This is a genomic window from Pseudoxanthomonas sp. Root630 (assembly GCF_001427585.1).
Classification (GTDB): domain Bacteria; phylum Pseudomonadota; class Gammaproteobacteria; order Xanthomonadales; family Xanthomonadaceae; genus Pseudoxanthomonas_A.
Genome location: NZ_LMGY01000001.1, coordinates 170,299 through 183,213, shown reverse-complemented (window position 1 = coordinate 183,213; position 12,915 = coordinate 170,299). Strand labels below are relative to the sequence as shown.

Below are 12,915 nucleotides of genomic sequence, written 5' to 3'. Positions count from 1 at the left end.
ACGACGCGCCCTCCCGCCCCCCTCACGTCACCACAAAACTGATCCGCAGGTTCACGCGCCACTCGGTGACGTTGCCGCCGTCGTCGGTGACGACCTTGATCTCGTTCACCCAGGCACCCTTGATGTTCTTCACGGTCTCCGAAGTCTTCTTGAGACCGACCTTCACGGCATCTTCCATGCTGGTCTTGGACGAGGCGTTGACCTCGATGATCTTGGCGACGGACATGGTGCGCTCCTCTTCGGTGGCCCGGCCGATGCCGGGGGGGTCACCGTAGTCCCGCCGGCGTTAAGACCGCGCCACGCACCGGCGGTGCTAGCATCTGCCCATCATGAATCCGGCCCCCAACCTGATCCTCGTCGGCCCCACCGGTGCAGGCAAGACCTCCATCGGCAAGCGCGTGGCCGAACGGTTCGGGCTGGCCTTCGTCGATGCGGACCAGGCCATCGTGGACCGCACCGGCGCCAGCATCGCGACGCTGTTCGAACACGTGGGCGAAGCCGGCTTCCGCGAGCGCGAGAAAACCACCCTGCGCGAGCTGCTCGCCGGCCACGGCCAGTTGGTCTCCACCGGGGGCGGCGCGGTGCTCGATGCCGACAACCGGGTGCTGATGAAGCAACGCGGTTACGTGGTCTACCTGCAGGTGAGCGTGGAAGCGCAGTTGCGTCGCCTCGGCCGCTGCACCAACCGCCCCCTGCTGCAGCGCCCGGATCGCGAACAGGTGTTGCAGGAGATGGCCACGCTGCGCGAACCGCTGTACCGCGAGGTCGCCGACCTGGCCCTGGACACCGACGGGCTGACCCCGCCGGAAGCGACCGCCCGCCTGACCCAGCTGCTGGCGCACTGCTGGCAGCCCATCGAAGAGAACGCATGAACCACCCACGCACCGTCGATGTCGGCGGCGAGATCCCCTACACCATCACCATCGGGCCGGGCCTGCTGGGCGACGGCGCGGCGCTCGCGCGCCACGTGCGCGGCCGGCACGTGCTGCTGGTCAGCGATTCGGTGGTCGCGCCGCTGTACGCGGGCGCCGTGCGCGAGGCGCTGCACGCCGCGCGCCCGGACCTGGCCATCGGCACCTTCATCCTGCCCGCGGGCGAAGAGTCGAAGACGTTGTCCCACTTCGGCCACGCCATCGACGCGCTCGCCACCCTCGGCGCCACCCGCGATGCCTGCGTGGTCGCCCTGGGCGGCGGCGTGGTGGGCGACCTCGCCGGGTTCGCGGCGGCGTGCTGGATGCGCGGCGTGGACTGCGTACAGGTGCCGACGACGCTGCTGTCGATGGTCGATTCGTCGGTGGGCGGCAAGACCGCGGTCGACATCCCGCAGGGCAAGAACCTGGTGGGCGCCTTCCATCCGCCGCGCGCGGTGTTCGCCGATACCGCGGCGCTGGCCACGCTGCCGCCGCGCGAGCTGCGCGCCGGCCTGGCCGAGGTGATCAAGTACGGCGCCATCCGCGATGCGCGCTTCTTCCAGTGGCTGGAACAGGAGCGCGCGGCGCTGCTGGCCATGGACGGCGAAGCGCTCGCATTGGCGATCGCCGCGAGCTGCGAGCACAAGGCCGAGATCGTGGCGCGCGACCCGCTGGAGAAGGGTGAGCGCGCCCTGTTGAACTTCGGCCACACCTTCGGCCACGCCATCGAGACCGAACAGGGCTACGGCGGCCTGGGCAACGACAACCTCAACCATGGCGAAGCCGTGGCGGTGGGCATGGTGCTGGCGGCCCGCCTGTCCGCGGACCTGGGCCTGGCGCCGGCCACCGACACCGAGCGCGTGGAAGCCCTGCTGGTGGCTTATGGCCTGCCGGTGCGGATTCCGGCCGGCCTGGCGCCCGACGCCTTGCTGGCCCGCATGCGCCTGGACAAGAAGAACCTCGCCGGCCGCCTGCGGTTGGTGCTGTGGCGCGGGCTGGGCCAGGCCGAGGTGGTGCCGGACGTGGACGAAAGCCGGGTGTTGGGCGTGCTGTCCGGCTAACATGTCGCCATGCGCGTCTTCCTCCAGCAACGCCCCGACGCGGGCGAAGCGCCCCGCTACGTCCAGTTGACCCTCCAGCCCGACCTGTTCGGGGGCTGGGAACTGTTGCGCGAAACCGGCCAGGTCGGCGGCCGCGCCACGCTCAAGCGCGAGCAGTACCTGCTGCAGGACGAAGCGAACGCGGCGTTCGAGAAGGCCCGCGACAGCCACCTCAAGCGCGGCTTCCAGCTGATGTTCGCCCGCGGCGCCGACGCGCCCAAGTAACCTTTTCCCGGATGTCCCGATGACCGCTCTGAAGAACGACCGCTTCCTGCGCGCCCTGCGCCGCGAACCCGTGGACTGCACGCCCGTCTGGCTGATGCGCCAGGCCGGCCGCTACCTGCCGGAGTACCGGGCCACGCGCAAGGAAGCCGGCAGCTTCCTGGGGATGGCGAAGAACCCCGAGATCGCCTGCGAGGTGACGCTGCAGCCGCTGCGCCGCTACGACCTGGATGCGGCGATCCTCTTCTCCGACATCCTGACCGTGCCGGATGCGATGGGGCTGGGCCTGTACTTCGTCGAAGGCGAGGGTCCGAAGTTCGAACGCACCATCCGCAGCGCCGCCGACGCCGCCAAGCTGGGCGTGCCGGACATGGAAACCGAACTGCGCTACGTGATGGATGCGGTGCGGGTGATCCGCCGCGAACTGGACGGCAAGGTGCCGCTGATCGGCTTCTCCGGCAGCCCGTGGACGCTGGCCTGCTACATGGTGGAAGGCGGCGGCAGCAAGGACTTCGCCCGCATCAAGGCGATGGCGCTGAACGAACCGGCTGCGCTGCATCGCCTGTTGTCGGTCAATACCGATGCCGTGATCGCCTACCTGGCCGCCCAACGCGCCGCCGGTGCGCAGGCGTTGCAGGTGTTCGACACCTGGGGCGGCGTGCTCAGCCCGGCGATGTACCGCGAATTCTCCCTGCCCTACCTGCAGCGGATCGCGCACGAACTCGACCGGGGCGAGGGTGCCGAACGCACCCCGCTCATCCTGTTCGGCAAGGGCACCGCGGCCTATCTGGAAGATCTGGCGGCCACCGGCGCGGAAGGCGTGGGCGTGGACTGGCTGGTCGAACTGGGCGACGCCGCACGCCGTACCGGTGGCAAGGTCGCGCTGCAGGGCAACCTGGACCCGGCCACGCTGTACGGCTCGCCCGAGGCGATCCGCGCGGAAGTGAAGCGCACGCTGGACAGCTACCGCGACGGCAACGGCGGCTCGCGCGAGGGCCATGTGTTCAACCTGGGCCACGGCATGTCGCCGGACATGGATCCGGACCACGTCGCCGTCCTGGTCGATGCGGTCCATACGTTCAGTAGGCGATGAATCCTGCGCGGCCCCGCCGCGCCCCACCCGGAGTGACGCAATGGAATGCCGCCACCTGCTTGCCCCTGCCGCCGCCGGCCTGTTGCTGGTGGCCGGAGCGCGCGTGCGCGCCGAAGAGGCAGCACCCCGCCCGCTGCAGGTCGCCGGAGGCGACTTCCCCGCGCTGGTGATCGTGGTGCCCGGCGAACAGGCCGGCTCCGGTCGCGAGATGCTGCCGGGCTGCGACCGTATCCGTGCACGCCGCCTGGACGAGCTTGCGCCCGGCTGGCGCACGCGGGTGGCGCGGGTGGAACTGGACTGCGAGGACACCCTGGCCGACGACGCGCGCGACGCCCTTACCGCCGTCACCGCGCGCGCGGTACTGCAGCCCGATCGCGTGCGGATGGCCGACCAGCCGGTCGCCGAAATCCGGCTGACGGATTCCCAGCGCTGGGGCGATCACCAGTACGTGGTCGACGCGCCTTATGCGACTGCGGCACCGGCGCTGCGCCGCCTCGTGGAAGATGCGTGCCGCCAGCGCACGCTGGCACAGGAAGTACCGCTGGAGACCTGCACGATGGTGGAGGCGGATGCCGGCTTCTATCTGTCGCACGACGAGGTCGGCGGCATCTGGATCCACGCCGATCCGGACGACGCGACCCGTACCGTGTACGTCGAAGCCTGGGCCGATTGATGGGCCGATCGAACGGCTCCGTCAGCCCAGGCCCCTGCGCGGGCTCCTGAGCCGCGGCGTGGTGCCGTCGGTGCCCTCGCCCGGAAGCCGGTACTCGAAGCGGATCTCGCGCATGCCGTCGGGCACCGGGATCTCCATCATCTCCGGCGACACGCAACGCCCGCGCAGCACGTTGCGGATCGACTGCGCCTCGTTCCTGAGCCGCGCCGCATCGTCCGCGCGCGCGATGACGTCGGGCCGCAGGTAGACCGCGTCGTCGGCGACCCACATTTCTTCGTCCTGTCCGTCGTTGGTGCTGGCCAGGATCGCATCCGGTCGCGGGCCGGCCGCGGGCATGGGACGCACCTGCAGCACCTGCCAGCACGCGCCGGTGTTCAGCACACGGACGTCGGCGGCAAAGCCCGCCAGCAGCGCCTCCGCCTGCCGCTGCACCGCGTCGTCGGACGTGCTGTCCGCTTCCACGCTGTAGCGGATCTTGATGAAGTACAGGTCCCGCACCGTCATCGCGAGTACCGAGCGGTAACGCGTGTCGCGCATCGGCATTTCCATGGCGAAGGAGCGGGCTTTCACGGCCAGCTGGCCCAGCATCCGTTCGCCCATGCTCGGCGCCGTGGCGAAGGTTCTTGTTTCGCCCAGGCGCACCTCGCCCGCATCCCGCTGGCGCGCGATCAGCACGATTTCGTCGATGCTCTGCTGGAACGCCCGCTCGAAGACCGGATCGAACATCACCCCCGCCGGATACAGGTACAGGTCCATCCAGCGGTCCGACTTGCGCGTGTCCTGGTAGCGGACCGATACCCCCAGCTCCGGCTGTTCGTAGCGCTTCTCGCCGACGGATTCCCAGTCGCCCACGCGCAGCGGATACAACGCGCGCGTATCGGTGATGTAGCCGCCCAGCAATGGCGGCACGGGCTCTTTGGCCCGCGTCGGGGCAGCCATCGCAAGCAGGGCGACGAGGCCGATCCAGCGGATCGCCCGCGTCACGGGACACCCTCCGGCCCGGCGTTCGCCGGCCGCTCGCGCAGCGAAGCGATGACCGCCGCCAGCATGTCGCCGGTCACCGGCTTGCGGATGAACTCGTCGAAGCCGGCCTGCCGCGCCGCGGGTTCGGCTTCGGCATCGGTACGCGCGGTGAGCGCGACCAGCGGGGTCGCGATGCCACGCATCCGCAACTGCTGCGCCAGCGCCATGCCGTCGAGCCCGGGCAGGTCGAGGTCCAGGAAGGCCACGTCGAAGGTCGTCGCGGCGACGTCGGCCAACGCCGCCAGGCCGTGCGGCGCATGCGTGACCCGGTGACCGCGGGCGCGCAGCAGGCCGGCCACGACCTCCGCGACGGTGGCATCGTCTTCGACCAGCAGGATCTCCAGTGGTCCGGACTCCGCGTGCGTGCGTGCGTGCTCGCCCGCGGACGGGGCGGCGGTGCCGTCGCCTTCGGTCGCCTGCAGGCCGGGCAGGTCGACGAAGAAACGCGTTCCCTTGCCGGGCGCGCTGTCGACGTTGATGCGCCCGCCCATCGCGACGGCGAGTTCCTGGCAGATCGCCAGCCCCAGGCCGCTGCCGCCGTAGCGTGCGGTGGTCTGCGCACCTTCCGCCTGCTCGAAACGGCGGAACAACCTTTCCTGCTGTTCGGCGTTGATGCCGGGGCCGGTGTCGCCGACTTCCAGGCGCACGCCCTGGCCGGCCATCGGCAGCGCGCGCAGCGACACGTGCCCGGCCTCGGTGAACTTGATCGCGTTGCCCAGCAGGTTCAGCAGGATCTGGCGCAAGCGCAGGGGATCGCCGCGCACCGTGCGCGGCACGCCGGCGGCGATGCCATCGTGGAACGCGAGCCCACGCTTGCCCGCCACCGGGCCCATCAAGGCCACCACGTCGCTGAGCAACGCGTGCAGGTCGAATTCGATCTGCTGCAGCTCCAGCTTGCCGGCCTCGATCTTGGCCAGGTCGAGCGCGTCGTTGACCAGGCGCAGCAGGTGCATGCCGGCGCGCTGGATCGCATCGGTATAGCCCTTCTGCTTCGTATCCAGGGGGGTGGCCTGGAGCAGCTCGGTCATGCCCAGCACGCCGGTCATCGGGGTGCGGATCTCGTGGCCCAGCGTGGCGAGGAAGCGCGTCTTCGCCAGCGATGCCTGTTCGGCCACCTCGCGCTTGTGCTCGGCCAACTGCCAGGCGCTGCGCCGGCGCACGCGACGCCGGTAGGCCGCGCCGAGCGCGAGCAGCAACAGCACGCCCAACAGCGCGAACAGGGCCAGGCCCCACGCGCTGCGCCACCACGGCGGCAGCACGTGCACCGCCAGCACGCGTTCGCGCGACGCATTGCCGGCGGCGTCGAAGGCCTGGATGCGCAAGCGGTAGCGACCGGGGGTGAGCGCGGAGAACACACGTTCGCCGCTCGCGCCCTGGTCCACCCAGCCGTTGTCGAATCCTTCCAGCAGCGAGCGGTAACGGTTGCCGAGCGGGTTCTCGTAACTGAGCAGGCGCGTGCCGACGAGCAACTCGTGGTCTTCGGGACGCAGTTCGATGCCTTCGCCCACCGGCAGGTGCAGCACGCTGTCGCCGCGGCTGACCTGCAGGCCGTCGAGCACGAGGTTCGGCGTCACCGGGCGCGGGTCGGGCAGGTGCGTATCGAGCAGCGCGACCGAGCCATCCGCCGCGGTCGTGACCAGCAATCCCTCGGCGGTCATCATCAGGCCACGATCGTTGAGCTCCTGGCTCAACAGGCCTTCGCGCACGCCAAAGTTGCGCAGCAGCGCGCGCGAACCGCGCAGGTTCGTGTCGATGCGGAACAGGCCGCGCCGCGTGCCCAGCCAGACGCGGCGTTGCGGGTCGACGGCCAGTCCGGTCGATTCCACCGCAGGCAATCCCTCGGCCGCACCGATGCGGCGCTCGCGCGCCCACGTTCCGCCCTCGCGCCGCCACGCCTCGACGCCGGACATGCGGTGCAGCCAGAGGCGGTCGGCGTGTTCGAACGCGAAGGCGTACACGCGGTCGGTCCCCATTTCCGGCACGGCGGCGAAGCGGTCGGCGGCGGCGTCCCATTGCAGCATGCCCTGTGCGCCACCGATCCACGCACGCCCATCCGGTGCGACCGCGATACCCTCGATGTCGGGCAGGCCGGTGCCGGCATCGGGATCCTTCAATATCGTCCGCAAGACGCGTCCGTCGGCATCGCGCTGCTGCACGCTGCCCATCTGCGTGACCAGCCACACGCTGCCGTCCGCGCCTTCCACCAGCCAGTCGATCGACGTGGAGTCGGGCACGGTATCGTCGCCTTCGTGCGCCCACTGCAGGTGCGCGCCCGTCGTCGGGTCGATGCGGATCAATCCGTGGCGATTGCCGATCCACAACTGGCCGCGGCGATCCTGCAGCACCGAGGTCAGGCGCAGTTCGGCCAGCTGCGCGGCATGGTGCGCCAGCGGGACCACACGGCCGCTGCGCGTATCCAAGCGCTCCAACTTGCCGGTGCTGCTGGCGATCCAGATGCCATCAGGCCCGGCCTGCGACAGGCCGCGGTAGAGGCCGCCGCCCAGGCCCTGCGCCGTCGAGAACGCCGCGATGCGGCGCCAGTCGGAGCGCAGATAGGCCAGGCCACGTGTCGGTACCGGCACCCACAGGCCACCATCGGGCAATGCCAGTACCGTCTGCAGCACGCGGCCGATGCCGATGCCCTGCGAGTCGTAGTTCACCGGCGCCGGCGCCCGGTCGCCTTCGGTGCGCCACAACCCGCCCTGGCTGGCCAGCCAGTACTCGCCCTGGCCGTCGCTCGTCATCGCCATCAGGGCGTTGGGCCGCACGAACATCGGCGACCACGGCGGCGACACCCAGCGGCCATCGGCCAGGTGGCGGTACACGCCGTCGGAGGCGCCGACCCAGAACGTGTCGGCTTCGACCGCGATCGAATAGACGATCGGCCCGTCGCCTCCGGGCAGCGCGACGCGCCGGACACGTCCGTCCTCGTACTTCGCCAAGCCGGACATGGTGCCTACCCACAGCACGCCTTTCGCATCGAACGCCAGCGACAGCACATTGTCGGACGGCAGGCCCTGCGCATCGGCGGCACCGGCAGCGAAGCGCGTGATGCCGCCGTCCGCCGCCAGCCGGTGGAGTCCGCCGCCGAACGTGCCGAACCAGACTTCGTCACCGCGGCTGGTGATCGTGAAGACCTCGTCGCTGCCCATTTCCGGATGATCGGCCTGCCGGTAGTGGCGGAAGCCGCTGCGGTCGCGGCCCATCATGCTGAGCCCTCCGTTCTCGGTCGCCACCCAGATCCGGTCCGCGGCATCGATGTGCAGCGCCTGCACCACGTTGCCCGGCAGCGAGGACGGATCGGCCGGATCGTGGCGCCACACCTTGAAACCGACACCGTCGTAGCGCGCCAGGCCGTCCCAGGTGGCCACCCAGAGATAACCGGAACGATCGCGCGCCAGCGCGGGAATGCTGGTGGAAGGCAGCCCGTCCCCCGCGCCTAGCAGGCGGAAGCGCGGAATCTCGGGCACGGTCGCCTGCACCGACGCGCAGACCAGCCACAGCAGCAACAACCATCCCGCGCGCATCGCCATTCCTGCCTGCCCCTCGTCCCTGTCGACCCTTCCGGCATCGTCGCAACGGACCGTTGCACGTGCAAGCGGGGTATCTTCATGGACCGGCCCCTAGAATCCGCCCCATGCCCGGATCGTCCGCCCGCCGCCTGTTGCTGAGCTCGCTGTTCCTGCTGGCCCTGTCGCCCGCCGCGGCGCGCGCGCGCGATGCGTTGGCCGAGTACCGGCTGGACCCGGTCCACACGCGCGTGATGTTCGCCATCTCGCATGCGGGATTCTCCAGGGCCCTCGGCACCGTGTCCGGCAGCACCGGCACGCTGACCTTCGATCCCGACGACTGGACCCGCGCGAAGGTCGACGTGCGCGTGCCGGTCGGGCGCGCGGACCTCGGCGACGCGGACTGGAACAAGGCCACGCTGGCGAAATCCCTGCTCGACGCGGAGGGCCATCCCGAAGCGCGCTTCGTCTCCACCCGCGTCGAACCGGTCGATGCGACGCATGCCCGCGTGCACGGCGACCTGACCCTGCGCGGCGTCACGCACGAGGTCGTCCTGGATGTGGTCCTCAACGCCGCCAAGCGCCATCCGATGCCGCCGTTCCGGCGCACGGTGGGCTTTTCCGCCACCACCATGCTGAGCCGCGCCGACTTCGGCATCACCGCATGGAAGTCGGTGATCGGCGACGAGGTGGAACTGCGCATCGAAGCCGAGGCCACCTACGACGGCAAGGCCGACGCTGATGCACCGGCCACCGACACACTGCCTTCCCCATCACCACCGCCGGAGCCGACGCCATGACCTTGAAGAACACCGACGACCGTTGGGGTGCGATAAGCCAGCTGTTCCACTGGGTCATCGTCGTACTGATCCTGGTGATGGCGTATATCGGCCTGACCATGGGCGACCTGCCCAATGGTCCACGCAAGATCAATATCTATGCGCTGCACAAGTCGATCGGCCTGACGATCCTGGCGCTGGTCGTGCTGCGCGTGCTCTGGCGCGTGTACGCCGGCGCCCCGGCGCCCGTCGCCGGCACGCCCACGTGGCAGCAGCGCATCGCATCGGTGACGCACGTCCTGCTGTATGCCCTGCTGTTCGCGATCCCGCTGTCCGGCTGGGTGCTCAATTCGTCGGCCGGTTATCCGCTGCAGTGGTTCAAGCTGTTCAACCTGCCGGCGATCACCGGCCGCAACGACGGCGTGCACGAAGCCGCCGAAGGCGCACACGAGCTGCTGTTCTGGGTGCTGGTGGTGCTGGTGGTCGCCCACGCCGGTGCGGCGCTGTACCACCATCTTTTCCAGGGCGACACCACGCTGACGCGCATGCTGCCGGGGCGCGGCAAGGCGCTCGCGCCGGCCCCCGTGGCGGCGCCCGCTCCCTCTTCCCCCACCCTGCAGGATTCCCCCGATGAAAACCCCTGACCGCGCGCGCCTCGCGCTCGCCTCCCTGTTGCTCGCGACCGCCGGCCAGGCGGCGGCCGCCGACTACGTGCAGGCCCCCGGCTCGACGCTGGTGTTCGCCAGCAACTACCAGGGCGAAACCTTCACCGGCAAGTTCGGCAGCTTCGCCACCACGATGAGCTTCGACCCCAAGCAGCTGGCGACCAGCAAGCTGGACGTCGCCATCCAGCTGGCCGGCACGCAGACCGGCAACAAGGATCGCGACGACACGCTGGTGTCGAGCGATTTCTTCAACGTGGGCAAGTTCGCGCAGGCGCGCTACACAGCGACCAAGTTCCGCACACTCGGCGGCAACCAGTACGCGGCCGACGGCACGCTCACGCTGCGCGGCGCGAGCAAGCCGGTGACGCTGACGTTCACCTGGACGCCCGGCGCGCAGCCGGTGCTGACCGGCAAGGCGACGGTGAAGCGGCTGGACTTCGGCGTCGGTGGCGGCGACTGGGCGGACACCTCGACGATCCCGAACGAGGTCGCGATCAGTACGAAGGTCGTGCTGAAGCCGCGTTGATGCCCTGGGCCCGGCAGTCCCGCCGGTCGGTCGCATCCGGCGCCACGGTGACGCGGCCCAGGCCGTAACTGAGGGCACCCAACACATCGCCCTCGCGATGGTTGCGATGGCACGCCAGGCAATCCGGGCGGGCGCGGATGGGTCCCATCGCGCGCTCGCCGCTTGGTCCTGCTTGCACGACGATGTCGGCGCCACTGACCAGCCTGGCCAAGGCCTCGCGCTCCCACGCCTGCAGTGTGCGGGTCGACGTGGGTAACGCGGGCATGGCGGCATCATCGTCGCGGTGCTGGAAGCCCATGAACCCCGCGCGATGGACGACGGGCGGATCGTGCCGGGCGACGCCGACCAGTTCCACGTCGAAGACGCAGCGCCCTTTCTCGCCTACGCCTTCGAACTGGTAGTGGCGCATGCGCGCCATCATCGGCGTCACCCGCCGCTTGCCGAACCCCTGGCTGTCGATGAAGGCCTCGACGAAGGCGTCGTGCATGCGGCGCAAGGCCGCGTCGTCTTCGCGCGGGGTTTGGCCGCGCGCGATCGGCGCGCCGATTGCGACCATGGCCAGCGCCAGCCATCCCCATCGCATTCGACCCATCGGCGAACCCCCGTGCACAGACGGCGCCAGCCTAGCCCGCCACGCTCACGCCGGGATGCCGCGTGCAACCACCGTTTCGCGACGGGACAGCTTCAGCGTTGCAGGAACGCGGCCACGGCATCGGCGCCGAACGGCCAGTCCAGCTCCGCACCAGTGTCGCTGCGATGCAGCACGGGCACGCGGATGCCGTAGCGCGCCTCCAGCGCGTCGTCCTCGTCGATGAAAACGCTTTCGAACTCGGGAATCCGCGCATTCGCGAGCACGTCGAGGGCGAGGTCGCAGAGGTGGCAGTCGTCGCGCTGGTAGAGGATCAGGGGCATCGCAGGTACGGAGTGAAAGGCGGAAGGCGCGTACCTGCTTAGAATAGCCGCCTTTTCCGCGGCGGCTCGCAGCATGGCAGTCAGTACGTTCGACCTGTTCAAGATCGGCATCGGCCCCAGTTCCTCGCATACCGTCGGGCCGATGCGCGCCGCGGCGCGCTTCGTCGCGCGCTGGCTGGTCGATGCCGGGCGCCTGCAGGACGTAGTGCGGATCCGCGCCGAAGTGTTCGGGTCGCTCGCCCTGACCGGGCGCGGACACGGCACCGACAAGGCGGTGCTGATGGGGCTGGAAGGCCACTACCCCAACGAGATCGACCCGGACATCATCCCGCCGGCGCTGGAGCGCATCCGCACCGGCAAGCGCATCCTGCTGGGTGGCACGCACGCGGTCGCCTTCGACGAGAAGCGCGACCTGCTGATGAACAAGCGGCAGAAGCTGCCGTACCACACCAACGGCATGCGCTTCACCGCGTACGACGCCAACGACGAGGTGATCGCCACGCGCGATTACTACTCCGTCGGCGGCGGTTTCGTTGTCAACCAGGACGATGCCGCGGTGGACCGCATCGTCGCCGACGAGACGCCGCTGCCGTACCCGTTCAAGAGCGGCGACGAGCTGCTGGCGCAATGCCAGCGCAGCGGCCTGAGCATCGCCGCGCTGATGTTCGAGAACGAGAAGGCCTGGCGCAGCGAGGACGAGATCCGCGACGGCCTGCGGGCGATCTGGAATGCGATGCAATCGTGCATGGCGCGCGGCATCCGCGAAGAGGGCACGCTGCCCGGCGGCCTGCATGTCTCGCGTCGCGCGCCCACGCTGCACCGCGAGCTGTCCAGCAAGCCGGAGGCCGCGATGCGCGACCCGCTGACCGTGCTGGACTGGGTGAACCTGTATGCGCTGGCGGTGAACGAAGAGAACGCCGCGGGCGGCCGCGTGGTCACCGCACCCACCAACGGCGCGGCCGGCATCATCCCGGCGGTGCTGCACTACTACGACCGTTTCTGCCCGGGCAACAGCGAGCAGCGCGTGTTCGATTTCCTGCTCACCGCGGCGGCCATCGGCATCCTCTACAAAGAGAACGCCAGCATCAGCGGTGCCGAAGTCGGCTGCCAGGGCGAGGTGGGCGTGGCGTGCTCGATGGCGGCCGGCGGCCTGGTCGCCGCACTGGGCGGCAGCCCCAGCCAGGTCGAGAACGCGGCCGAAATCGGCATGGAGCACAACCTGGGCCTGACGTGCGACCCCATCGGCGGCCTGGTGCAGATCCCGTGCATCGAGCGCAACGCGATGGGCGCGGTGAAGGCGATCAACGCCAGCCGCATGGCGATGCGCGGCGACGGCAAGCACAAGGTGAGCCTGGACAAGGTCATCAAGACCATGCGCGACACCGGCCGCGACATGCAGGACAAGTACAAGGAAACCAGCCGCGGCGGGCTCGCGGTCAACGTCATCGAGTGCTGAGCGAAGACATCGCCAGAGCAGGGGTTCGACAGATCCCCACGAACCA

At 69.8% G+C, this 12,915-nt stretch carries 14 protein-coding genes; 9 read left to right on the top strand and 5 right to left on the bottom strand.

Annotated elements, in window-relative coordinates; all coding sequences use genetic code 11:
• Nucleotides 1–22: 22 nt before the first annotated feature.
• Nucleotides 23–226 (bottom strand): dodecin family protein, encoded by a 204-nt coding sequence (locus tag ASD72_RS00835; RefSeq protein ID WP_056878080.1) that lies wholly within the window; start codon nt 224–226, stop codon nt 23–25.
• 103 nt (nt 227–329) lie between these two features.
• Between ASD72_RS00835 and ASD72_RS00830 the strand changes: the two genes are divergently transcribed.
• The 5 genes from ASD72_RS00830 to ASD72_RS00810 are packed head-to-tail and all read left to right on the top strand — an operon-like array spanning nt 330 to nt 3,999.
• Nucleotides 330–872: a shikimate kinase gene (locus tag ASD72_RS00830; RefSeq protein ID WP_056878079.1), complete on the top strand. Its 543-nt coding sequence runs from the start codon at nt 330–332 to the stop codon at nt 870–872.
• Nucleotides 869–1,972: a 3-dehydroquinate synthase gene (aroB, locus tag ASD72_RS00825; protein ID WP_056878078.1), complete on the top strand. Its 1,104-nt coding sequence runs from the start codon at nt 869–871 to the stop codon at nt 1,970–1,972. Before ASD72_RS00830 ends, aroB begins: the two co-directional genes overlap by 4 nt.
• 9 nt (nt 1,973–1,981) lie before the next feature.
• The gene (locus tag ASD72_RS00820; protein WP_056878077.1) at nt 1,982–2,236 is read left to right on the top strand and encodes a WGR domain-containing protein; all 255 of its coding nucleotides are present in this window, start codon (nt 1,982–1,984) and stop codon (nt 2,234–2,236) included.
• A gap of 19 nt (nt 2,237–2,255) precedes the next feature.
• Nucleotides 2,256–3,326: a uroporphyrinogen decarboxylase gene (hemE, locus tag ASD72_RS00815; protein ID WP_056878076.1), complete on the top strand. Its 1,071-nt coding sequence runs from the start codon at nt 2,256–2,258 to the stop codon at nt 3,324–3,326.
• A gap of 40 nt (nt 3,327–3,366) precedes the next feature.
• Complete coding sequence (locus tag ASD72_RS00810) at nt 3,367–3,999, top strand: hypothetical protein (protein ID WP_056878075.1); 633 nt, start codon at nt 3,367–3,369, stop codon at nt 3,997–3,999.
• A gap of 21 nt (nt 4,000–4,020) precedes the next feature.
• Here ASD72_RS00810 and ASD72_RS00805 read toward each other — a convergent pair whose 3' ends face one another.
• On the bottom strand, nt 4,021–4,983 hold the full coding sequence (locus tag ASD72_RS00805; protein ID WP_056878074.1) for a hypothetical protein: 963 nt from the start codon (nt 4,981–4,983) through the stop codon (nt 4,021–4,023).
• A complete protein-coding gene (locus tag ASD72_RS00800; RefSeq protein WP_056878458.1) occupies nt 4,980–8,549 on the bottom strand; it encodes a hybrid sensor histidine kinase/response regulator in 3,570 nt (1,189 codons plus the stop codon). The genes ASD72_RS00805 and ASD72_RS00800 overlap by 4 nt, the downstream gene beginning before the upstream one ends.
• 110 nt (nt 8,550–8,659) lie before the next feature.
• Here ASD72_RS00800 and ASD72_RS00795 point away from each other — a divergent pair, with 110 nt between their 5' ends.
• Genes ASD72_RS00795 through ASD72_RS00785 form a run of 3 tightly spaced genes read left to right on the top strand, consistent with a single transcriptional unit; the run spans nt 8,660 to nt 10,501 of the window.
• The gene (locus ASD72_RS00795; RefSeq protein WP_056878073.1) at nt 8,660–9,331 is read left to right on the top strand and encodes a YceI family protein; all 672 of its coding nucleotides are present in this window, start codon (nt 8,660–8,662) and stop codon (nt 9,329–9,331) included.
• A complete protein-coding gene (locus tag ASD72_RS00790) occupies nt 9,328–9,954 on the top strand; it encodes a cytochrome b (RefSeq protein WP_056878072.1) in 627 nt (208 codons plus the stop codon). Before ASD72_RS00795 ends, ASD72_RS00790 begins: the two co-directional genes overlap by 4 nt.
• Nucleotides 9,941–10,501, top strand: coding sequence for a YceI family protein (locus ASD72_RS00785; protein WP_056878071.1), 561 nt, complete (start codon nt 9,941–9,943; stop codon nt 10,499–10,501). The genes ASD72_RS00790 and ASD72_RS00785 overlap by 14 nt, the downstream gene beginning before the upstream one ends.
• Here the strand turns inward: ASD72_RS00785 and ASD72_RS00780 are convergent.
• Nucleotides 10,470–11,084, bottom strand: coding sequence for a hypothetical protein (locus ASD72_RS00780; RefSeq protein WP_056878070.1), 615 nt, complete (start codon nt 11,082–11,084; stop codon nt 10,470–10,472). The genes ASD72_RS00785 and ASD72_RS00780 overlap by 32 nt on opposite strands.
• A 101-nt stretch (nt 11,085–11,185) precedes the next feature.
• The gene (locus ASD72_RS00775; RefSeq protein ID WP_056878069.1) at nt 11,186–11,413 is read right to left on the bottom strand and encodes a glutaredoxin family protein; all 228 of its coding nucleotides are present in this window, start codon (nt 11,411–11,413) and stop codon (nt 11,186–11,188) included.
• 73 nt (nt 11,414–11,486) lie between these two features.
• Between ASD72_RS00775 and ASD72_RS00770 the strand changes: the two genes are divergently transcribed.
• The gene (locus tag ASD72_RS00770; protein ID WP_056878068.1) at nt 11,487–12,869 is read left to right on the top strand and encodes an L-serine ammonia-lyase; all 1,383 of its coding nucleotides are present in this window, start codon (nt 11,487–11,489) and stop codon (nt 12,867–12,869) included.
• The last annotated feature ends 46 nt before the right edge of the window (nt 12,870–12,915 follow it).